Source organism: Chlorogloea sp. CCALA 695, from assembly GCF_003003885.1.
In the GTDB taxonomy this organism is placed as follows: domain Bacteria; phylum Cyanobacteriota; class Cyanobacteriia; order Cyanobacteriales; family Chroococcidiopsidaceae; genus Aliterella.
This window is the reverse complement of sequence record NZ_PVWN01000064.1, coordinates 1-23,169: the sequence shown is the minus strand read 5'-3', so window position 1 is coordinate 23,169 and position 23,169 is coordinate 1. Positions and strand designations below refer to the sequence as shown.

The 23,169-nt window shown below is 44.2% G+C and carries 18 protein-coding genes and 3 pseudogenes; 6 read left to right on the top strand and 15 right to left on the bottom strand.

What is annotated here, in order from left to right; genetic code table 11:
* Window positions 1-96: 96 nt before the first annotated feature.
* The 10 genes and pseudogenes from C7B70_RS21390 to C7B70_RS21345 form a co-directional block, all read right to left on the bottom strand.
* A pseudogene (locus tag C7B70_RS21390) lies at window positions 97-754 on the bottom strand (IS701 family transposase); the annotation flags it as partial.
* A 79-nt stretch (window positions 755-833) separates the two neighbouring features.
* The gene (locus tag C7B70_RS21385) at window positions 834-1,298 is read right to left on the bottom strand and encodes an ISAs1 family transposase (protein ID WP_106370988.1); all 465 of its coding nucleotides are present in this window, start codon (window positions 1,296-1,298) and stop codon (window positions 834-836) included.
* Window positions 1,299-1,564: 266 nt separating this feature from the next.
* Window positions 1,565-1,768, bottom strand: a complete 204-nt coding sequence (locus C7B70_RS21380; protein WP_255409362.1) for a transposase family protein — start codon at window positions 1,766-1,768, stop codon at window positions 1,565-1,567.
* A gap of 160 nt (window positions 1,769-1,928) precedes the next feature.
* Window positions 1,929-2,590: pseudogene (locus C7B70_RS21375) on the bottom strand (IS701 family transposase); the annotation flags it as partial.
* An 8-nt stretch (window positions 2,591-2,598) separates the two neighbouring features.
* Complete coding sequence (locus tag C7B70_RS21370; protein ID WP_233221038.1) at window positions 2,599-2,829, bottom strand: transposase domain-containing protein; 231 nt, start codon at window positions 2,827-2,829, stop codon at window positions 2,599-2,601.
* A 48-nt stretch (window positions 2,830-2,877) separates the two neighbouring features.
* Window positions 2,878-4,053: pseudogene (locus tag C7B70_RS21365) on the bottom strand (IS4 family transposase).
* A gap of 17 nt (window positions 4,054-4,070) precedes the next feature.
* Window positions 4,071-4,265, bottom strand: coding sequence for a transposase DNA-binding-containing protein (locus tag C7B70_RS21360; RefSeq protein ID WP_106370986.1), 195 nt, complete (start codon window positions 4,263-4,265; stop codon window positions 4,071-4,073).
* Window positions 4,266-4,631: 366 nt separating this feature from the next.
* Window positions 4,632-6,869, bottom strand: coding sequence for a hypothetical protein (locus C7B70_RS21355; RefSeq protein ID WP_106370985.1), 2,238 nt, complete (start codon window positions 6,867-6,869; stop codon window positions 4,632-4,634).
* 110 nt (window positions 6,870-6,979) lie between these two features.
* Entirely contained in the window at window positions 6,980-9,181 is a 2,202-nt protein-coding gene (locus tag C7B70_RS21350) for a hypothetical protein (RefSeq protein WP_106370984.1), read from the bottom strand.
* A gap of 243 nt (window positions 9,182-9,424) precedes the next feature.
* Complete coding sequence (locus tag C7B70_RS21345) at window positions 9,425-10,828, bottom strand: serine/threonine-protein kinase (protein ID WP_146134124.1); 1,404 nt, start codon at window positions 10,826-10,828, stop codon at window positions 9,425-9,427.
* A 373-nt stretch (window positions 10,829-11,201) separates the two neighbouring features.
* Between C7B70_RS21345 and C7B70_RS21340 the strand changes: the two genes are divergently transcribed.
* From C7B70_RS21340 to C7B70_RS21315, 6 genes are all read left to right on the top strand, one after another.
* On the top strand, window positions 11,202-12,287 hold the full coding sequence (locus C7B70_RS21340; protein WP_106370982.1) for a hypothetical protein: 1,086 nt from the start codon (window positions 11,202-11,204) through the stop codon (window positions 12,285-12,287).
* Between the two features lie 155 nt (window positions 12,288-12,442).
* A complete protein-coding gene (locus C7B70_RS21335) occupies window positions 12,443-12,634 on the top strand; it encodes a hypothetical protein (protein ID WP_106370981.1) in 192 nt (63 codons plus the stop codon).
* A 1-nt stretch (window position 12,635) separates the two neighbouring features.
* Window positions 12,636-13,151 carry a phage tail protein gene (locus C7B70_RS21330; RefSeq protein ID WP_106370980.1) on the top strand — a complete coding sequence of 172 codons (516 nt, stop codon included), beginning with the start codon at window positions 12,636-12,638 and terminating at the stop codon, window positions 13,149-13,151.
* Window positions 13,152-13,175: 24 nt separating this feature from the next.
* On the top strand, window positions 13,176-13,745 hold the full coding sequence (locus C7B70_RS21325; protein ID WP_106370979.1) for a hypothetical protein: 570 nt from the start codon (window positions 13,176-13,178) through the stop codon (window positions 13,743-13,745).
* 32 nt (window positions 13,746-13,777) lie between these two features.
* On the top strand, window positions 13,778-14,278 hold the full coding sequence (locus C7B70_RS21320; protein ID WP_106370978.1) for a hypothetical protein: 501 nt from the start codon (window positions 13,778-13,780) through the stop codon (window positions 14,276-14,278).
* A gap of 95 nt (window positions 14,279-14,373) precedes the next feature.
* Window positions 14,374-16,380 carry a VgrG-related protein gene (locus C7B70_RS21315; protein ID WP_106370977.1) on the top strand — a complete coding sequence of 669 codons (2,007 nt, stop codon included), beginning with the start codon at window positions 14,374-14,376 and terminating at the stop codon, window positions 16,378-16,380.
* Window positions 16,381-16,515: 135 nt separating this feature from the next.
* Here C7B70_RS21315 and C7B70_RS21310 read toward each other — a convergent pair whose 3' ends face one another.
* The 5 genes from C7B70_RS21310 to C7B70_RS21290 form a co-directional block, all read right to left on the bottom strand.
* Window positions 16,516-17,793, bottom strand: a complete 1,278-nt coding sequence (locus tag C7B70_RS21310; protein ID WP_199192428.1) for a DUF4159 domain-containing protein — start codon at window positions 17,791-17,793, stop codon at window positions 16,516-16,518.
* The gene (locus C7B70_RS21305; RefSeq protein WP_106370975.1) at window positions 17,790-19,049 is read right to left on the bottom strand and encodes an RNA-guided endonuclease TnpB family protein; all 1,260 of its coding nucleotides are present in this window, start codon (window positions 19,047-19,049) and stop codon (window positions 17,790-17,792) included. The genes C7B70_RS21310 and C7B70_RS21305 overlap by 4 nt, the downstream gene beginning before the upstream one ends.
* 115 nt (window positions 19,050-19,164) lie before the next feature.
* Complete coding sequence (locus C7B70_RS21300; protein ID WP_106370974.1) at window positions 19,165-20,295, bottom strand: phage tail protein; 1,131 nt, start codon at window positions 20,293-20,295, stop codon at window positions 19,165-19,167.
* Window positions 20,296-20,298: 3 nt separating this feature from the next.
* On the bottom strand, window positions 20,299-22,509 hold the full coding sequence (locus C7B70_RS21295; RefSeq protein WP_106370973.1) for a putative baseplate assembly protein: 2,211 nt from the start codon (window positions 22,507-22,509) through the stop codon (window positions 20,299-20,301).
* Window positions 22,510-22,511: 2 nt separating this feature from the next.
* Window positions 22,512-22,928, bottom strand: coding sequence for a GPW/gp25 family protein (locus C7B70_RS21290; RefSeq protein WP_106370972.1), 417 nt, complete (start codon window positions 22,926-22,928; stop codon window positions 22,512-22,514).
* Window positions 22,929-23,169: the final 241 nt, after the last annotated feature.

Below are 23,169 nucleotides of genomic sequence, written 5' to 3'. Positions count from 1 at the left end.
CCATTGCTCTGCTTACCTCTTAGCCTTTTATCTCTTGATTCTTTTACTTATTATATCCGGAAAATGACAGAAAAGGGATAGCCCTCTTTTATCACTTTAGGCAGAAGAAAATATGAATTGGAAGTTGAGTTGATGCACGACGGGACAGACAAACCGATTCATCTTACTTACAAGTCGCTCAAAGCCAAACTGCAATGGAGTAATGGGAAACACCTCTAACCATTGCTTTAGCCAGTTGAAACAAATTAATGGTTGGATAATTAAACGCAAATTATTGAGCAGAGGTTTCCAACCGCTCTGATTGTTCCACCAGGGATGTCGAACAAAGTGTTGATGAGCTAAAGGACATGAATCATTAAAGGTCTCAGCGAATAAACTAACCATTAAGAAAGCACTCATCACCATTTCCCACCACTTCTCTATCTGCTCATAGCTAGTTATGCGGAAATCTGCCCAGCCCAAAGTATCTTTGGACTGCTTGAGTCCATATTCAATCCAAGTTCTAAATCCATAGCTGTCGCCAATCTCGCTTAGTTTTACTCTAGGTGCAGCGACCATGACAAACGAAGTTGAATTGTCTGGTAAGGTTTCGGGGTCAGTGGTCAAGAGCCAATACTGCTGGCGATGGCGCTTACCGTAAATCACCGAGCGCCATGTAACGCACTTCTGTCGTGCCATTACTAAAGGTGCGTTCAAAGGTTTGCCACGGCTCCTGGTACACCTCTTGGTCTTGGGGTAGCCACAGGGCATGGTTACCAGGGAGAATTCATTCTAGAAGGGAAAATAATTTATCGATATCATGAGCAAGAAATCGTTCGGCTTTGGTAAGAGAATCATAGCCAGACATCCGCGCGATATTGAGCGCGATATTGCGGATAATAGACCTCTGTGGTGGCAGCATTGGAGTTACTAAATGGGGCAGCATCTTCGCCAAAAATCACATTTTTCACCCAGTGCAAACGATTTTCAATTCCCCAATGTTGTCGAATTCCCTCAGCAAACGTCATTGCCTTTGAGATTAGAGAGCTAATGTAATAGCTAGTTTGCAGATATTGTTTTCCAGAGCGGATACCAATGCGTTCAACTTGAATGCAGCTTTTTGCTCCAAGCCAACCCTTGTCGATGCCATGGAGGTCAGCAAAAACACTTACGAGTCTACAAGTGGTTCGATCTCGGTTTTTCTCAATATCAACAAACCGTTCGCAAGGCCAGTGAGCTTCGGCAATCGTTTTAAGTTGTGCTAGTAGTCTTGCGTTGATTACCTTTGACGCTGATGATGTAATCGTTGCCGCCCTCATTAATCAGCTTAGTAGTTTTTTTGGCAGTGCAGGGCATCCATGGTGAATACCACTTTTTCAAGCTCCAATGCCTCCAGCATTGTTTGTACGACTTTCAATTCACTATTGTGAAGCGAATTCCAACTGTTGGGATGCCAGCACTACTCCTTGTTGGCTAATGCACGAGTGAAACCATCCTAATGAAGTTTTGGTAAGCTGTTCCTGGCTCAGTGACCGTTCCTTTAATACTTTTACCATCCATCGCGACCCACTCCCCTGGTTGAATATCAATAGTACGGCGAGCAACGTTGATCGAACTGCTGTGCCAGTGTTTCAAAATCGAGCTTCTGTAAAATGCGACGAAAAGTCGTATCCGATGGCAGGCGAGTTACTGTTAGTCCTAGTTTCTCACTAACTGCTTGATAGTGTCGTACTCCAAAGTCCTCCAGTGCGTAGTAACTTCGGCATCCACTTATTGTTCCCATAATCACTAATAGCAAAATCAGCCTTCATTGGATAACGTCTACCCTGAGAAGCCCGGAAATCTCGCGCTTTCCTGAAGTGAAGTGATTAAGTTCGCCCCCATTTCCGTTCTCCAACTCATTCTTTCCAATCATTCTAATATTTCTTTAAGCAACGAATTATCCCTGGGGCATGGTTACTGCGAATCGCCAAGATGTAAGGTAGTTTCAACTCATCCAGGACATTGACGCGCGTTGAGCTTGCTCTCACCGTAGAGGCTATCGGCTAATACCAGTTCAAACTTAAATCCCATCGCTTGCAGTTGCCGAATCATTGTTGCAGCAATTTGCGGCTTACTTCGATATTCGTCTGTGGTTTTTAGTCGTTCTCGCGGCTTGTACACCTCGAAACACAATGGCAGAATCATACCTTCAACTAATCCATAAGCTGTCACCGCGACTATCCCATTTTCTTTTTTGCCCACATTCCCAATGTATTGTCGTTTGACATAATCGGTACTTTTCCCGAGTCTTACAATCTCCGGTTTCATCAATCAACAAAATCATTGCTTTTCCGTGCAGGACTTTGAGAATTACCTCTAGGCGCTTTTGACGTAACTGTTGAACTGTCCAAGGCGATTCGGTGAGAAAGTGATGCAAGCTCTGATGATTGTCTAATCCAACGGCTCTAGCAATAGCTGGCAACGACTTACGTTTAATTTCGCTAATCATGCCCAAATGCAGCAGCTTGAATACTTCATAACTCCTTACTTCTGGGAACAGTCCCTCAAACAGTTGGCAGTATTCATCTACAAATCGGATTGTCGGTCGAGCTTTTCTTGCAACTGACATACTCACTTTCAAATAGTAGTGTCTACTTCTATTCTAAATACTCTCTGCCTAAAGTGATAAAAGAGGGATAGGTGTGATGGCAGTTTGCGCTTTCGCGTTTCTCCACTATCTGTCTGGTTTAACACCTGCTCAATAATTTCTGGTGGTATCGCTGTTTCTATGGCTTTTAGCACTTCCCCCGATTCAATTCCCTGTGCGAGCAACGAAAATTCCTTAAATTGCATTGAATAGTCTGACACTCTTCGGTACAACTTTTAATTTACCTGTTTTGCGCCTGACTTTTCCCGTTAAGTATCTTTTGCAAGCTGCCAACCTTCACAAAGGTCGTGTAATTTTAACCAACCTCGCCACAATACCTGAATACCAATAGGTGTTTTGCTTCGATGTTCTAAGTAACCACCAAGACGTGCAACAGCCTCAACAGCCCAATTAACTGTGAGGATTTTAGGTGGTTTGGGAGACTTAGCTTTTAAAATCTTGAGTTCAAGGGAATGCGCGAATTTCAATTGCAAGGGCTAAGGGCTGAGTGCGGTGGAGGTAAGTCAACCGTAGAAGCTCAACAGCAATTACGCTTAAAAAACCGATTAAAGTTTTCATCCCATCAGCAGCAAGTCTATATTTTTCTACCTGACATCCCGATTTAAAAATTTTATGGTATTCTTCCACACGCCAACGATACGTATACCAGCGTAAAATTGTAGAAGCTGTCTGGATATCTGTAACGACTTCTGTGGTAAGCAACATCCATTCTATAAGTGTTTCACCTTCTGGGCAATCAATTTCTGTGGCATAAACAGCATATACGGGTAGAGGGTCACGGTTATCAAAACGATAGGGAGTACGGAGATTTAGCGGGCAAAATCGTACAGCTAACTTAGTTTTACGGGCAGAACGCTGTCTAGTCTGAGGTAATTCAATTTCTTGTTCAAAACTGCACTTGTTGTGCAATTAGCTTTGACCACAGGCGTTCACTATCAGAATCTATTCTGCGGTTATGAGCCGCACGAACAAGAATCCCTGTGTGCTGAAGTTGACGAATTTTATCAAAAACTTCTGTGATGTCGCCTTCGCGGTCAAACACATGAATTACTCGTGTGTGATGACTCACAAGGCTTTCGACCGTGCTGAGAGCTTCCACCCATTTGTAAGATTCTTTTTGTTCAAACGGACGGTTTCGGGCTTCAATGCGTGCTTGCGCTTGCCGTTGTTTCTTCTGTGTTGAGGTTTCATGGACTGGTGGTTTCGGCTTTGACTCCCGATTCCAAAGTTTTTGCCACAACAAGCCCAAGGATTCGCCATTCTGCGGTTCTATAGCCAAAGCACTGTGCAATATTAGACCGTTCCCTCCCTTACCTATTGGCCCGTAACCTTCTGTTTTCGCCTTAATACTGCCATAACCTTTGAAAAGTCGTATCTCCAACGCACAGCACCACATCGTGTTCTGCAACAGTTTCCGCCGTCATTTGACAGTGCGGCTCAATTACACTCGAAAATTCCACTTTTGGGTTAGCAAAAACTCATAGGCTCTCTTGAGTGCTTTTCCACTACAGAAAACTTCTGATAGTGCTTTGCCAGATCTAAGATTTAGAACATACCCGATTGACATTGCACGCTCATTCAATCGGCGATCACCCAATTCTAAGGTTGCAAAATTTTTTTCCCACCAGTCCAGCATTGCTTGTTACCTTTAGCGCCCGATTTCAATTACTGTACCGTATTTGCTGTACTGTTTCTCAAATCCTTTGCCAGTAAACCTTTCAAGACTTAACGGGAAAAGTTAGGTATTTTGATGACAGCAACCGCCATCAATCTTAAGCGCATCTTCTACTGGCTGGTTGAAAACCCCCTAGCCGCAACACGAACATCACGCTTTGTTGCACTCATGACCCAGCCTGCCAATACTTAAGTAATGTTTCGCCAACAGGATCAAAATTGTGCAAGACCCTTAATGTGGTCTCAAAAACGTGATGATTTCAGGTCGGAGCGATTATAATATCGGGTCGCTACAGTTAGTTTCGATACTTCATTTGTTGGCGATCGCTTATGGTGTTTTAGGTCTACTGATTTGCAATATTCTAGGTTTGCTTGGGGGCAACAAGTTAGTTGGGTTTTGAAGTGGTTTTGGCGGATCAACTTGGATTAAGAACGCACGCTTGATTGATTGACCTTGTTCGGTTTCTGCCGTGAGGATGATTTCCGAGAGATTTGTGGTCGCTTTCAATATCCTAGAACCGCTTGCTGGGACATCCCCTAAAGGTTCCAGTTTAACCTTGGCATCATCCCCCTGTACCTGCCAGTTGAGAGTTACAACTTGTCCAACTTTCAAGAACATTGAAGGATTCACCTCTGAAGATTGATTATTGAGAGTAAAGTTTGTAATTCGTAGCGGCGTTGCCTTTACTTGGACTTGAATTGGTTTAGAGACTGGGGATTGTTTTTGACTGCCACTGGACACAGGCTGAAGGCTAATTGCATAGTTGCCTGGTTTAGCCGGAAGCCCGATATCCACGTTGGTACAACTTAATGTCTCGTTAACTGGAGGTTGACATTGCTTTGCTAGTTCTGGAGGAATTTGTTTTTCAAAATTGTAAGTCTTGAGGAGAGCTGGTTTATCCTCTTGCAGTTGACCTATAACCTGAAGCTGACCGAGTTGGCTAACGTTCTTGATATTCCAACCAAGGGTTAGAGGTTTCCCTTTTTCGAGTTGAGATTGGCTTGCTACAAAGTTCACCACCTGCGGTAGTGGCTTAGGTTGAATTACAACATCTAATTGCTGCTGAATATGCTGTTCTGATGATTTTGGCTTAAGCTGAAGTTGGAAAGTGTATTTTCCCGCTAATCTAGCTCCTGTATCGACGTTGGCGCAGATTAAATTGCGATCGCTAATTTGGCAATAACGGTTTAGTTCTGTCGGTAAGCCTTGACGAAAATCGTAAACTTGAGGACGGCTGGCAGTTCGATCTTTAGTCGAAAAAATTACAAACTGCTCGATTTGATCTAAATTGGTGATCGTCCAGTTCAGGCGTACCCTTCCTCCCTCCATATAGCTAGCGCTATCTGGTTTAAATTCCGCTAGGATTGGCGGGGGAGCAGGTTTAAAGAACGCAAACCAAATCAAAAAGCCGAGTCCCGACAATACACCAACACCTGCCAGCAGCCACAGTACAAACTGCCACCAAGGGCGTGCTTTCCAGATTAACGACCCTATGGGTAACTTTTCTGGGGTTGGTAATGCCTGAAGATCAAGAAGATTTACTTGAAACGGTAACTCTAAGCCATACCCAAACAGGGGTCGTCGCCATTTCTGCTTAGGATAAATAGTCAGACTAATTGTGGCTGTTCCGCCAATTAACAAATTGACAATAGGTGGATCGCAGACATATTCGCACGACTCTACTTCCTCTCGGCTGCTGGCGCTTACGGCTAATTCTCGGATTGAATTTCCCTGATTTGTCAGTGTAAGTCGATACTGACCAGGCTTGTAACTAATTTTTCCGAGGATAGTTTCTAGTTCAACACTTAGATGAAGTTTTGGTTTTATCTCTAAATACACCAGATCCAAAAAGACTTGCTCTAGGGCATTATCAGAAACGATCTGTAGAGTCGGTGAATAGTGACCAGCAGGCATATCTACTGGATAATGGAACTCAATAATGATTTCGCCTTGACCTCCAGGATTAAGCTCCAAACCATCGGTACTGGAAACTAAACCTAACTCACTCAGTTCGTTGGTAGGATATCGAATCGCAAACCATGTTTTGTCTAGATCGAGACAATGAAGCCGAAACCGATCCACCCGACTGGAGTGGTTGTTTACGGTAACTGATAGCGTCTGGGGCTGGTTGGGCTGAACTACTAAGGGCTGAGTGGGACTATTTGCGGGGCTAAGTGCAAAGGTAAGCTTTGGCGATCGCACCGCAGTCTGTTTGACTAAAACTTCCAGATGACCTGAGTAATGGATTGGAGTCTCCTCTGGATAATGCTTTGGGGCATCTACTACTACCGTGTAGGGATAACTTCCTGGTAGAGCGTCGGAGGGAATCGCAAAGAGCAAGCTAACTTCACAAGCCTGTTGAGGGTTTAGGGCAACCCGCTTTCTTGGTGAGGGACACCATGGCAGTATGGTCTGAGCGCCAGAATCGATAAATACATCAATTGTCGCTCCCTGCTCGCCTTGATTAATCAAACTAATGTGAAGGGTAACGCTCTCCCCTGGGAAACTCTCTAGGCGGGTGGGGGGATTGAGAATAACTTTGAGTGGTGCAATAGTATTCAACATTTTTACAGCGTCTTCAATAAATGTTTAGTGGGCGTATTCATAGCGGCGGTTAACGTAGCCGAACCAAAACTTTTTTTAATTGCCATCAAAAAGATATCAATTCTTTCGCTTTACCCGTCTGGGTCAAAGCGGTAGAGGCGAACTCGCGCATCATCCGAGCCACTGGCAATCCAAACCCCCTGCTCTTGAGCGATCGCATCTAATGAAGTAATCCTGCTGGGCAAGGTGGCAATTCGCTGCGGTTTTTGAGTCAAATCGGGAGTGACATTAGCGGTCAAACGCCAAGCTAGAATCTGACCATCATCGCCACCACTCACGAGCCATCGCCCTTCTGGAGTGAATAGAATACTGCGAACCGATGTTTTTGCAACCTGCCACCTTGCCAGTTGCTTGCAGCTTTGCTGAGGGAGATCCTCTTGAGGCGACCCCTTCAGCGCTGGGTGACATTGGCTTAAGTCCCAAAGAGTAACGTAACCATCAGAATCAGCAGCCGCTAGGATCGAAGTATTGGGCGCAAAACTGACATCCCAGAAAAAATCGTTTTCTCCACGATTTTGAGCATTCCCCGAAAGCGTTAGCTGCCGAGGTTGCGATTTTGCTACATCCCACAAAACAAGCCGCTTAAACTGTCCAGCACTGACAAGGAGCTTTTCATCGGGACTGAGGGCTAAAGACCAGGCTTGATAGGTGAAGCGATCAGGAACCTGCAAAACCTGGGCAGGCTTTGAGTCAAAACGACCATCTCTTGAATGCCAACTCCGAATGGTTCCGCTCCCATAGCTGGTGTACAGCGTTAGAGAGTTGCGAGTAAACATCAAGTCCAAAATGCGATCGCTTGTTTGATCTTTTGGATCTTTGAGCGTATAAAGTCCCTTGCCAGTATTGATATCCCAGACTTGAACAGTTCCATTCTCTAGACCTGCAAAGACTTGATTATTTTTCACCGGAATTAATGCTAATGATCGAATTGCTTGCTGAGAAATCGCAAAAAGTCCCTTGGAAGAATTAGGTTGAGCATCGGTGCAGGTTTTGGCTAACATTTCCTTGCTCAAAGCCCCCTGTGGTGTTAGCGTTCCCCAGTCCATTACGCCCCAAGTGCGAATTGAACAGTCGTCTGAGGCACTTATGACAAGCGGCGCTCTGCCACTGGTGCCACTGAGTCGCACAGCATTAACGCCAGCTAGATGAGTGCTGGGTGTTGGTCTAAACACAATAGCGGCAATCATCGAGAGTAACGCCAGCAATAACCAAAGAGGTACGATGGGAAAAACTTTTAAAAACAAAATTTGGGTTGCTGGATCGCAACTGCCTAATCTTGGGTCTGAGAGCCAAGGTTTGAGTTCAAACTTTAGTTTCCGCGACCAGCCAACCCAGGGACGACGGGGAGAAATGGTTAAACTTGCAGAGGTTATTTCTCCCAATGGCAGAATGGGTTTTTCGGGATTAACTTCAATTTGACATCGTTTCGCATCTTGACCTCGGACTTCAAGATCGAGGGTTTGCAACAGATTACTATTATTTTTAAACAATAATTGGTAGGTACTACTACGCGATCGCCAGTTGGGGAGCCAGGGTCTTTTCGCTGGGATACGCTGCTGCTGAGGCTGGACTTCAAACTGCATAAATCCAACGGGCAGAACTTCTAAAATTCCCTGGGCTTCAACAATAGAACTCCCAGAACCTTTGGCAGTTACGATTAAGGGATAATCGCGGCTTTGAACTTGATCGGCTCCAGGGGGCTGACAGGGAAAAGTTACCGTTGTTTCTCCATGGGCTGGAATTTCTATATACCGCTCGGAGCTACCCACCAGCCAGGACAACTCAAGGGCTGTACATTGCAAACGCACTTCTAAAGGCTGCGACCCAACATTTTTGACAGTCACGGGGATATCTACGACATTACGAGGGTAGACTTGAAACCGTTGGGTAGGTAGTCCAATTCGCAGTAGGTTTGATTCACCGCTCGGTTCTAAGGTTAACCGCAGAACTAATCTTCGTTCTTCAAGCAGTTGGGGCGAAAAAACCCGCACCGTTAGATTGACAATCCCGACGAAATCAGGCAGGGGAGAGTCTAAAATCTCAACTTGAAAATCTGTGCGATCGCCGGGTGATTTGGCTGTAGAGACATCTGGAGAAAGGTGATACCAGTTACTCTGCTCGCCTGCTCCTGCTGCTTGAATCTCAAGTTGAAACGATGCAAAGCGATCGCTGCGGTTGATGACTGAGACCCCAAAAGAAACCGATGCTCCACCGGGGCGAAAGGCTATATTTTGCGTAGTCAAGCTAGCATCGATAACTGAACTTGCAAGCATAGTAAAGAAAAATATTTGGGTTGTTTTATATTGAATAACAACTTTGATAGGAATAGATCCGACTTCTGTCTACACTAAGACACTATTAGTCATGATTTATCCTTTTGTAAATCATATTAGAATCGATTTGAAACGATAGCAGCAAAAGATACTTTTGCTGAAAAATAATAATTGGTAATGCCTTGCAAGCATATATCTAGCTTGCATAGTTTAAGTTTTAGAGAAACTATTGAGTCAGTCACCCTAATGCACTGGATTTGATGCTAGGAAAGTTTGACAAAAACGGTTGGCATTATCAGCATCCGGTATATGCCTTGCAAGCGCTTCGATAAATTTTTGAGCTTGGTGATAATGGGCATCTTTTTTTAATGTTTGTTCGACAATTGCTCTGGCAACAGGACCGATATAAATTGCCAATTCTGCTTGGCAGTTATTAATTAGTTCTGAATTTACAGCCGATAATGAGAAGGCTGTAGGCGAACATGAATGGCTCAAAGCGCAGCTATTTTGAAACTCATTTACAAATTCAGGCTGGGGCTGAATCTGGAATTGACCAAAGATTTCATTGAAGTAAAAATTTTCTAGGAGCCACTGCTGTATACTTCCGAATTTTTGTTTTATTTTTAAGAAATCTAAAAAAGAGTAATTCGTGCTGATTTGATCCTGTTTAGTAAAATTGCCTCCGGGCATTTTATAGGATGATTCACTCTGCTCGTTATCCATTGCCTGTGTTAGTGCCTGCACCGACGAAAAACGCCGACTGGGAGGCTTTTCCAAACAACGCATAACTAACTGTTCAAGTTCTATAGACAAATGTTCGCAACCAGGTTGAGAACGAAGCGGCATTGGTGGTTTAAGTAAGTGGGCATTAATCCAAGATTCCCCACTCACTTTTTGCCCTTGACTTTTTAAACCAAAGGGGTCAACTCCCGCTAACATTTCATAGAAAATTATACCTAAACAGTAAATATCTGATCGCTCATCAATATTTGCTTGACAATCAAATTGTTCTGGTGCTGCATAGTGATAAGTCCCTAAGAAAGCATTGGTCAAATTCGTATTTTCTCGATGTAGTGACTGAATTTTAGCTACACCAAAATCAATAATTTTAACGCGCTCCCCAAGCTCTGTAGGAATCAAAAAAATATTCGCTGGCTTCAAATCGCGGTGAATAATTTTAATGTGCCGATCAGTATTTACGCCTAGTGTCTTAAAAATAACACCCTCATGGGCAGACTTTAATCCAGTACATATCTGCTTCACAATCTGTCTAGTTCGTTCTACAGAGAGTTTTGGTTGTTGTCGAAGAAACTGCTCTAAAGTTTGTCCTTCCAAATATTCCATGACATAGAACGGCTGCCCCTCCGTTGTAATGCCATAATCACTCACTTGAACTACATTTTCACTTTTGATTGCAGCACAGATTGCACATTCTTGTTCAAATCTTCGTTTAAAATCTAGCTCTGCTGTTGCCGATGCAGTGGTTGATGATGTGTTTAGTAATTTAATTGCAACTTCTTTGCCAAGTCGAGTATCGATAGCTCGGTAGACATCGCCCATCCCTCCTTGTCCGAGATGAGCTTCAATCTGGTATCGATTACGATCTCCAACAGAACGACCAATAAAAGAACTGGATTGATAAGTCAATTGATGAGTCACCTTTTATATCATCCACTGAATTGATGGACTTTGACAGCTACAGAGCCGCCAAAGTAATACGTTATGCTCATTTTGTCTATAAGTTAACTTATTCGTCATTAGACAGAAGTCGGATCTCTTTTTTATCAAAATCACCTTATATAGAGTTAGGTAGCTTAGGTCTAAGTATTTGCTTAGAAACACGGCTGTTTTATAGGTTTTCCCCTTTATCTCAATTTGAAACGATCTTTCAACATTGTGCTAATTAGACAAGCACTCAAAAGGTTAGGAAACAGCCAAGATTTTATAGACTTGTCGTTTATAAAATAAATGTTTATTAATGTCTAAACCCATATACTCAATGGTTATGAGACTGATATCTATGCAAAATTTATACAACGAACTCGACCCTTCTCAGCAAATGTTACAAAAGGCACTCAAGAAGGTAGAAGTAAGCGATCGCCCATCGCCTCCGCTTGAAGGTACTAAAACTCACTCAATCAAAATACCTGCTCAGATCGCAATAGATACTAACATCAATGCAGAATCCTTGTCAGCACAAGTTTCTGACGATTTGACTATTATGCAAGTTGCAAGCCCGCTTCCACAAGTAGAAGTAGGAGACAAGACTGAGTGGCAAATACTACCCAGCTCCCAGGCATCTCCTCCTGCACTCGATAAGAGCGATGCACGATCTGGCGAGGTAAAGCGGAGCGAATCTTTATCCCAACCAACCCCAACCGTTCAAGCAGAAAGCCTTACGCCAAATAATGCTCAATCCTCACAGGATATTTCTAAAAATCTTAATACTGAGGGGGTTACTGGAGATCAAAACCATAACAAAAACACTATTCAATATTCAGATTCGGCTATTGCACCAACAGAGCAGACTATTATCCAATACTCAGACTCAGCCATTCATAATCCAGCACAAACGGTTTATCAAGCAATAACACCACTTTCTATCGATCTAGATCAAACGGCTTACCAATTGGGAAGATCGCAATCTCCACAGTCATCGACACTGGCGACGGTACCAAAAAATCAGGCGCATATTCAACTATTTCATCCAAGTATTTTTCGAGATATGTTTCGGGCATCAGGTTCGTTTGCCTCACGCTTTAGAAGCATCACAGAGCAATTTTTTCATTCAATCTGGAGAAAAATCGATTTACAGCAACTACGATCGCGTTTTTATCAAGGTAGGCAAGCTGTAGTAAAGAATTTAAAACAGCCAACTTCAAGCCGCATCAATCCTTCTACTCCTAACGCGATTGCTTCACAAGCGCAACCTAGCTTGGAGCAGTATCAAAAAAAACTGCGAGAGTTGGATCTTTGTAGACTTGCTTTTGCTAAAGAGTTGGCTAGAAATGGTAAATTGCGCGATGCGATCGCCTTAGCCGAACAAATCTCCCAGACAAGCCACTTTTTTAAAGATGCCCAGAAGCTAATTCAAAGTTGGAAGTAGCTTTAAAGCACTGTTTGAGATTTAAAATGCGACGTTTGGCTATTCTCCTGCGGCATTACCTACCCTAATATGAACTTAAATAAGCACCTATAGGATAGCAATCGTTTAGGTTTGCCCTAGGAAAGTTAGTACCCATCAATAATTCGGTGATATCTATGTCCCAAAATTTTGGTCGTACCAATTCAATCACAGATTATAAAGATAACAGTTTGGCACAGTTGGCTCAACAATATCTCGACAATCCAGTGCTAATGGACAGATTATGCGATCGCGTATGCGAACGACTCTACGCAGACATCCAAATTCAAAGAGAGCGAATCGGTAACTCTAGTACAGGAAGACGATAAAATGGCTACACAAAAATCTAATTCTCACTTTGAAAACTACGTTACAACCAATCGATTCTATATAGAAATTGGCAAAAATATAGTTGCCTCATTTTCAGAATGTTCGGGCATCAGTATTGAAGTAGACAAAGAGGTCTATCACGAGGGTGGCGTAAACGAGCAGCAAAGAATTAGTCTAGGACAAACTCGTTTTTCAGATATCACACTAAAGCGGGGAATGACAAACGATCATACCTTTTCGCAGTGGTTAGGCGAATTATTTGAGCAAAAAGTCCAGCGACGCAACGTTAATATTGTGACCTACAACCAAGCTGGAAAAATCATGAAAAACTGGTGCTTGATTGGTGCTATTCCTGTAGGGTTAAAACTCCCAAGTTTAGAAGCTGATGGCAATATGGTTGCCGTTGAAGAATTAACTTTAGCCTTTGAAGGTTTAAAAATTGGCAAAGAGTCTGCTGGTGGAGATCGAGTCTCTAGAGATGCAAAAGGATATTTTGCTGAAAGCAGTTGGAAATGAATGTAAGAAGTTGGCAGTTTAATCATGAGTTTTAACCCCCCTATCGAGTCTGAATCGTCACGTAACGATAGTGCAGACGAAGCAGCCAAACAGGCGCGCGATCTATTGCAGCAACTCAATCAGAGTAATGCTAAAAAGACATCAACCGGCTCGGCGCAACAGTCTAGTATTCAAGACTTGCTAGCCTATGACAAAAATCGCCACGACCAACATACTGAAGCCCCTTTGACCCCGCCGGAGTTACCACCAGGTACTTTTGCGCCTCAAAATCCCGTACTTGAGGAAGTCCTGACTCCCACCGTTGATATTCAGTCAGCAGATTTAGAGTTGCTTACGCAGATGATTTGCGATCGCATCAGTCCGCGTCTAAATCCTGAGATGGAACGTAGAGGCTTTCATCAAAGTAACCGGATCTTTTCCCATGAAATGATCGCCATCCATCAGGTAGATTCTTCACATTCTCTATCTCTCTCCTCTGAACAAACACCAGAGGTGATAGAAAAAATAGCTCAGGAAATCGAGCAGCTTTTGCATTACCGTCTAGTCTACGAACGCGAGCGCCGGGGACGATCTTTAGGCTGTTTGCCCTGGTGATTTTAATACATTTAAAGGGTTAAAAAAACGCAATGAAACTTGAAAAAGCAAAGCTAATGGTGCATAGCGACCCTAGCGGACAGGCTAAAGATATTAAGTTTATGTTTAATCCGTCAGAACTTAATTTTACTCGGCGAATAATTTGGGATAGTGACGTAGGCAATCGGGGAACTACTCTATTACCAAAGGTTAATTTCTCTGGAGTAGAACCCTATTCGTTTACATTACAGAATTTGTTATTTGATACTTATGAAAAAAAGACATCTGTTCTAAAGGAATATATTAACAATATTAAAAAAGGTGCGACGGCTCGTACCAATGCTCATACTCGTCCGCCAGTTTATATTTTGACTTGGCACGATAGCTATTTTCACTGTGTTATGACGAGTTTAAACTATAAACTCACCCTATTTCTAGCTGATGGCACCCCGGTTAAAGCGATCGTTAATATTGCCCTTGAAGAAGTCGATCCTGAGAATATATCGGGGGGAAAGCCACCCACCACAGGAAAGATTGATAAAAGATTTCCCTAACTTCTCACACCTACTTAAGGTTTGCTCAATTCAAGCACCAATTCCACTCAATAAAACGCTAAATTCTTGCCTAACAACACTGAGAGGATTTTCCCATGCCTATCAATACCCTTTATCTATCTAAGCCTATACTCAGACTAGGTGGAGCCAATGCACCAGAGGAAGTGATGAAGAACATCCTGGAAATCGTTGTAGATGAAAGCTTACATATGCCAAGTATGTTTGTCATCAAAATTCATAATGTCTATGTCCCTGCCAGCGAGAAAAGCGAAACCTGGACAAACGAAAAGCACTTTAAAATTGGCGATGCGATCGCCATTGGATTTGAGTCGAGTACAACAGAGGATCCTGAATTTCGGGTAAGTGAAAAAGAGCAGAGGTTAATTGAAGGCGAAATTACGGGTATTGAGGTCAAATTTTCTCATACATCTGAAGCCCATATTGTTGTGCGCGGCTATGATGCTTCCCATCGACTGCATCGGGGTCGCTACAGCCGATCTTTTTTAAACTGCACGGATAGCGATATTGTGCGACGTATTGCTACTGAAGCGAAGATTCCCATTGGTCAAGTGGATATGAGTGGTGTTCCCCATGAATATGTTTTTCAAGAAAATCAAACCAATATGGAGTTTCTGCGCGAACGCGCCGCCAGAATAGGATTTGAACTTTTTGTGCAGAATAATAAGCTTTATTTTCGCAAGCCCAAAAGTGAAGCTTCTCTCAAGCTAGAATGGCTTACAGATATCAGTAGCTTTGACGTAAGAGTCACAAGTGTTGAACAAGTTAGTTCAGTTGAGGTTAATAGCTGGGATTATAGTCAAAAAAAGTTAATCTCAGAAACCGTCTCAAAGGAACAGTTAGTTACGCAGACGGGAAATGGCGACGGGAGCAGCATCAGCCGGGAGTTTAGAATGAAACAACCGACCAAAATGATTGTGGTAGACCAACCCGTTAATAGCTCCAAAGAAGCAAGGCAGATGGCTCAGGCTCTCTGCAATGAGTTGAGCGGAGAATTCGTGACGGCGGATGCCAAAGCTGAAGGAAATCCCAAAATTCGACCTGGACGAGTTGTTGCCCTTGCCAATATGGGAACCCGATACAGTGGCAATTACTACATTACAGGAACCTGTCACCGCTACAGTCACAGGGTTTACAAAACAGATTTTTCAGTTCGGGGGCTTAGAGAAGGTAGTTTACTTTCTACACTGCCGCCCAAAACTCATCTTCAGCCTGGTCAAACTCTTTTAGTAGGTCTGGTGACTAATAATAAAGATCCAAAAGATTGGGGTCGCGTTAAAGTAAAATTTCCTACTTTGACCATGAAGGACGAAAGCCATTGGGCTAGGGTGGTAGGTTTAGGAGCAGGCAATGCAAGAGGATTTTATTGTCTGCCTGAGATCGACGACGAAGTTCTAGTTGCCTTTGAGCATGGAGATATTCATCGACCCTATATTATTGGTGGAGTTTGGAATGGTAAGGATAAAACAGTTGAAACTGTCAATGACACAATTAAAAACGGCAAAGTGAGACTACGCACCATTAAAACCCGTACAGGACATACGATTCAATTTGTTGAGGAAGATGATAAAAGGTCTAAGGCAGGAATCTATATCACAACTAAGAGCGGACATCATATCGATCTCAACGACAGTGAAAAATTTATAGAAATTGAAACTGCTGGTAGACATATCATTCGTATGGACGACAAACTTAGGTCAAAAGAGATCGAAATTAAAACGGCAGGTAGAAATCAAGTAAGCTTAAACGATACAAGATCCACTATTAACATTAGAACTAGAGCGGGACAACACCTAACCTTTCGTGACCCTGGAATGATGATTAATCTTAGAACCCCAGGGATGATCAATGTAGATGGAGCAGCAGCCGTCAATGTTAAATCTGGCGGTGCTGTCAATGTCACTGCTGGTGGTCTTGTTAGTGTCAAGGCAGGAGGTGCCGTGAATCTAGTGGCAGGTGGTCCAATTTCAGCACTTTCACCCGCTCCAATCACCTTAACATCAGGCTCCGCAATCACTATCACGGCTCCGGCAGTTTCAATGCTAGGGGTAGTCACTGCTAACGGTCTTCCACAGCTTTTGTAAGAAAACTATTAGCCTGCAATCTAAAATCCTAGAATTTAGGAAATACAGCGAGAAAGATTTGTACTTTCTCGCTAGGAATTAGTCATTCTTAGTCTTAAATACTTCTTCGTTTGATCTCGGTTTTACTGGGTTTATTTAGGCAACAGCGCCTCCTTCCGACTGTAAATCTATCGCCTGTTTGCGTTTCCAAGCAAAATGTAGGATATTTATCCCTAACTCTTGGGCGGTTCTTAGGTCAATTCGCGATCGCTTCAGTTCTTCATCTAAACCCCATAATCCGCCCAAATTGCCGATCGCTAGTATAATTCCCCCGCCGGACAATAGTTGAATTTTAGCTCCATCCATCATTGGCAGCGCAGAAAATAGAAACGGCTTTATCCGCAACGGATGATCGCGGCGGACTTCCTGTAGAGACTTCAAGGGTGTTTGCAAATGTTGAGCTAGTGCTTGGACTGATTGAATCAGTTCTGTACTCTGAGTGGGGGCATCAACTAGCAAAGTGCCTCCCGACTTTAGGTAGCTTGAAAGCATCGAAAATTGATGGTTATTTAGCGACAAACCCTGCTGCCCAGTCAGATATAGTAGTTCGTAGGGATGCAAATCTCCATCCCAAGTGATGCGATCAACAGTTTCCGCACCTTTTAAGGATGGATAGATATCTTCAACGGCGCGCATTAAGTAAGTGAGATTAAAAAAATTTCGGTTACAGTCTCCATCCTCAGAGTCGATTTGGGCAATTTGAACTAAGCCTTGGGGTCTTGCCTGTGCTTGACGGCGATAACGCAAGTCTAATTCGCCGTATCCCGGAAAAAAGACATCGATAGGTGTGCGGAGCAATTCCTGCTGAGACGATCGCAATAGAACGCGACAAAGCTCCACTTCTGACCGCTCAGGGAGACGGCTTCGTTCGTCGATTCTAAAAGTTTCCTGTACGACTTCTCGATCGGGGCTTCCCCCTAACTGATCGGGATCACGATACTGAGCAACCAAATAAACCGTGACGGGTTCTGAATCTTTTAACTCCGTGGCGAGGCGAAAATTGATTGGATGAGGTACAACGATTGGATTTCCTTCTACATCAATGGCAATTCCCGGCTGAATTTGTACCCAACGATTGTCTCGATATTGAGCAGCGACTTGTTCTGGGGCTAAAATTACCCGCACTCCTAACCCACAAACAATCCCTGGCTGATTAATTGACTGATAGTGAAGATTTTGGCGTTTGCGTTGATAGTCATGGGCGCGTTGCCAGCGCTCGGCAGTTAGGAGCAAGCCATCTCTAACTTGTTGGCGCTCCATAGGGGCGATCGCCGGGTTTGGAAAAGGATGGGTCATAATAATCTCCAATTCGATAGAATAATTCGGTTGAGTGACATCTCCCCGACCTAAAGGTACGGGGCATCTAAACTTCACAATTTAGACTTCTTGGTTTTTCCCTTACGGGTTTTCGACTTTGACCTAGGCTTTGTTTCCTCCGCCCCCGGCAAACCGTCTGCACAAGCCATTTCGATTCCCGTCTGTCCAACGGTACTAATTGAGGCAATGCCTCGATTTCTAATTACTAACCCTGCTGCTACATCCCTATCCGTTGTGAACCCACATTCAGGGCAATTATGCACTCTTACGCTCAAGTCTTTTTTAACTACTGCCCCACACTCAGGACACTCCTGAGAAGTCCCCCTAGCATTAACCACGCCAAAGAACTTATCCCGCTTCCAACACACATATTTAACGATAGTTCGGAACTGCCCAAAACCCCCGTCTAACATATGTTTACCAAACATCCCTTTAGCCATAACTGTATAGTCCAGGTCTTCCATGAAGACCATATCACCAGCGTCGCAAAGGGCATGAGCTTGTTTGAAGTGGAAATCTTTGCGCGTGTTATCAATTTGGTGGTGCAACAAGGCAACTTTGATTCTGGCTTTCTCGTAGTTTTTCGACCGTTTCTGTTTTCTACTAAGTCTACGTTGCAGCAATTTCAGCTTGCTTTGCAGACTTTTAAAGAACTTAGGCGGTTTTACCAAAATGCCATCGCTGGTTGCCAGGAATTTTTCCAGCCCAATATCCACGCCAATCGGATGACCGTGAGGGATGGAGTTAGGAACGTTGACATCACATTGCAAAGCAATAGAGGCGTACCACCTATCGGCTTTTTTGATGATGCGAACCTGCTTGACGGTGAAGCCATCAGGGAGAGGGCGATGAAGGTTGACTTTGACAAGCCCCAGTTTGGGCAACAACAAATTGTTTCCCTGTACGGGCGACTGTTTGAATTGAGGGAACAACAAAGACTTAAATTGCCCATACTTTTTAAAGCGTGGAAATCCGTGTCCCAGTTTTTGAAATCCCTCCCAGCTTCTATGCAACTGCTTAATCGCCTGCTGCAATACTTGGCTTGGTACAAGTACAAGACGTGGGAAGTCCTTTTTGGCATCTGGCAGAGCATTAAGTTGATTAACTTCGGTAGGAAATTTCTCTCCCGCCGCCATGATGTACTCTCGCGTGATGGAACATCTATCAATCAAACACTTCCGACTATTGCACCAATCTTTTATCTGCCGCAGCCCGTAATTGTAGGTGTTGCGGCAGATATCCATCCACTCACTCAACCAATGCTGTTGAGCGGTGTCAGGGTAGATGCGATAGCAGTAAGTAAGTGTCAGCATCCTACTATTATAGCACGTTTGCTAGAGCTAGATGCTGTAGTAAATACATATAAAGCCGTGCTGGAAGCACGGGGTCTTAAACCCAATTACTCGATAAGTTTTAGGTGAATGCTGATTAATTATCTGTTTTCCTTTGGTCTGTTTCTATTCGCAGACTGTAGGAGCAGAATGCAGGTTTCTCCTGCTCAATTATTCGCCGGACAAGCTGCTCATCAATTAGACTATTTGGCTGGGTTCGCAAGCGCACATCAAAGTGATAGGGTTTGCCACCGCCTATAATTGCATCTACTCCTACATAGGCTAGTCCAAGTACACATCCTTGACCAGAGGGTTCGGTGATGCTAATTGATTTATCTTCTTCGCGCTCAATTTGTTCGTCGAGCGCTAAACCCGTATATAAATGCAGATAAAACCGCAGTCCCTTACGGGTTCCGCGACAGCGATAGATTTCTACGGCTCGTCGAATCAGCCGCCTTTGATGAGTCAAGTCTAGCTGCGAGTCAATTGACCAGTCTACCCAGTGAGCTAGAAACGGTAAGAGCGCTTGAGGAGCAGTTAATGGATCTAGATGCGCCCACATTGAACTAAAGCTATTCACCACCGGATCGAAGGCTTGCTCAAAGACTTTGATCAAGCGATGAATGTAGTCAACTTCTTGATAAACTACTGGCAAGAACTCAGTATAGTTACTCCGAGGTCGAACATTTAGCTCAAAATTGGATTCTTGAATTGGCGGTGAATTTGCCCCCTGGTTCAGGCTTTGGTTAGCATAAATTAACAGACAACCTCGAAAGTTGAGTTGCTTTTTCTTACTGCCCTGAAGGGCATCTTCACCCTCAAAAAAATCTTCAGGAATTAGAAACCATAGGTCAATATGTCTGCTTTTCTTGGCAGCCACTTCTAGGGTTACAAGGGCGATCGCCGCCCCTAACGGTTGTATCCTTTTCTGCTCTGGGTCTGTACCAAATTGAGGCGCGCTCAAAGCATCCGTCTGTACCTGACACCATTCCAAGGGGAACGTCCCATCTAGCTTTAAGGTGAGGTGCTGAGGTTGAGACTCCCAGTTTTTAATTTCAAGGGCAACTTGACAGAGTTCTCCCGGATGAACCACAACTTCAGATGACTGTTGCCAGCCTTCTGTAGCTTCGGCTCCAAGCATCCGACTTCCTCTGGGGGTAGTCGTCGCCGAAATCTGCTTAGGAGAAATTTGAAGGCTGACTGATTTAGAAGTAAGTGCTGGCACCATACCTTAAATCCTCACCGCAGATTGATCGGTCAGAATATTTACACTGTGTCCCGTGCGCGCTTGCGGATCTGCCCAGGAGCAGAGTAAACCAAAGGAGCCAGGATCTATATAATTTACAGGCGTTGTTTGTCGCTGCCAAGATTCCCCATTTTTTTGAATAGGAAACAGTAAGATAGCGCCCAAATATTGAATTCCTGCTATTTGCTGAAGGAGAACTATGATGTCTGACTGATAAACAGGGCGACCAAAGGGCCAGCCTGTCATCTCTACACCGCCCGTTAAAGGATTGAGGTAGCGATAGAGCGCGACTTTGAGTTTGTGGATAATCTCAGCCTGAGCGCTGGGGTTTCGGTAGGCAGGCTCTAGGGTGACTTCGGCTTGAACCGATACACCAACTAGGTTGGGTTGCTGTAACTGTAACTGAGTGCCTAGCAAACGTCTTTCGTCTAGATAGTGTAGAACCCGATCGCGTAGAGCCGAATTTAGGTTGAAGTTGTCTGGAGCAATCCCTTGTCCTAGGTCAATCAAATCTGTATTGGCTTGAGGTACGACGCACACGCTGACGCTCCCGGCGGCTTGATTGGCAGACATCGGCAAGCACAAGGCACGAGCAATCGCGCCACCGCTACCTTTTAGCGTTAGGGCCTCAAAATCTGAGGCTGTGACGGCTCTGTCGTGCGATCGCAGCGTTTGAGGCGCTCTCAAGACTGCCCGCTCAAGAGACTCAGCATCGGCACCGTTGACAGCAGCTTGATAGTTGGTCACGCTGTCTATATAAGGAATTGCCGTCTTCATAAAATTCAGCGCGTTCGCCTGCACGTTGCCCTTTTTGCCACCTCCGGTACGATAGGAAAATATAATTTCCGCCCCACGAGGAGGAATTGCCCCATACTGTTGCTCAATCATTTGCTCGTGAAAGCTAGATGCGGGCGATCGCTCTTGTGGCAGCACTTGCTGTTGATAGGAACGAGTTTGCGTTTGCTTTTTAAGGGTTTGAGGTTCGCGGATCAATGGGCCAAACTGAATAGTGCCAGCCAAGGCATCAATCACATAATGCCGATCCTGGGGTTTTGATTGGGCAAAGTCTTCAACCTCTTGCCAAATTTCGGGGGGTTTTCCCAGAGGAAGAACAAGCAGTTGCTCCTCTCCCCGGCGTTCCAAAATCGGTGCAGTCTCAACTTCAAAACTCTGCCCCGGCTTTCCGTCGCTAATACCTAATATTTCCTCCTCGATTAGAACGCACTGACTAGCCTGTACCGAGCCGCCAATGGCATAGATCGCAATTGTTTTAATCCGAGGGGAATTTGCATATCCCGGCTGGCGATTACTTTCTTCGGTGAGGGTGCAGCGAATCCAACGACCTCGATAGGCATCAAAAGTGGATGTAGGCCAGCATTCGGGCAGATGTAAAATTACCTCACCGCTTTGCTCCGATCTATCGCCATCTCCCGAATTCTCGTTAAAGCTAAAACCATTGGTGGTGTCGTCTGCTTCCTGTAAGAGTATGTTTATCCATGACTCGCCATCCCAGGCTTCCCATCTGCGGGGAGGATGCTTCGGATCAATGCCTGTAGGCGTACCTTGCGCCCCTGTAAAAGCGATTTTCAAAACCGTTCCTTCTAAAGGGGTATCAGGTTCAACGGCAAGATAAAAACTATTACCAGTCTGCGGCTTGCGCGGAAATAGTTCAAACTCGTGAATTACTGTAAGACCATCCTGTTGAGGATGCCATTCCTCGGTGCGATCGTGGAGCGATTGAGGAGTATTAGCTGCTTCTAATGCGGACAATATATGTTTCAAGGTCGGTTGCCCGATCTCCATATCTTGATCGGTAGTAAAAACAATAGCTTCTTGGGTTTCAGTACGCTCGGTGGCAACTTCTGTTCCCCATGGGATAGTGTAGTCTTCTAGTAAATGAGTGCTGAGATAGAACGTCAGCCTGACTTGGGCTGGAGTCGGCGGCTGAAGTCGGATTCCCAATAGTTCTAGAAAAGCTATATAGTTTTTACGAGGAATCTGATTGAATCGCAGTAGCATCTGGTCGGTGAGCCAAGCAAATAGCTCAACTAGAGTAATGCCAGGATCGCTGACATTGCGATCTGTCCACTCTGGACAATAGCGGGGAATACGCAGCAGGCACTCTTCTACTAAGTCGTCAAAGTTGCGATCGTCTAAGCGAGAACTGGGAAGCTGAGGTAAAAAGTCAAAATTCACGGTTACTCCACCTCTGCAACTAAATAAAATGGGTAGACAAAACTGTCGGGGTCAGGGCAAGACTTGAGGCTATAGTCAATAATAATATTGACGCGCCCAGCGATCGCATCAGGGTCTGCGCGCACTTCATCAACATCAATTCGAGGCTCCCATTTTTGTAATGCTTCTAGTACATAAATCCGAATTCGTAACAGGGTGTCATTGTTTAAGGGAGCAAAAGCTAGTTCTGATAAGCGACAGCCAAAATCAGGACGGTAGACACGTTCGCCTAAATCAGTACGCAAAATCAACCAAATAGATTCTTTCACCTTCTGAGCTTCAGAACTTAGCTTGAGTCCTCCCTGCACATTGGTCTGCAATGGGAAAGATAAGCCCGTCCCTAAGTAATTTTGAGACTGGCTGTCTATTATATTTGCCATACTGACTAGCCCTAAATTCGGGTACAAGATTTAGGATATCTTTCAATTGAAAAGTCTCTATCAGCCAAAGGTCTAAACGATTGGAAGGGATAAAAATCTCATAATCTTATTTCGGATTACAACCAAAAATCCAAGCTAAAAAACAATAAATAGCAAGGAAATCTGGCGTTGCTGAATGAACAGATGAATAGTTAAACACGATAAGGGACAGGCACATCACCAAACTTGAGGTAATGAATTA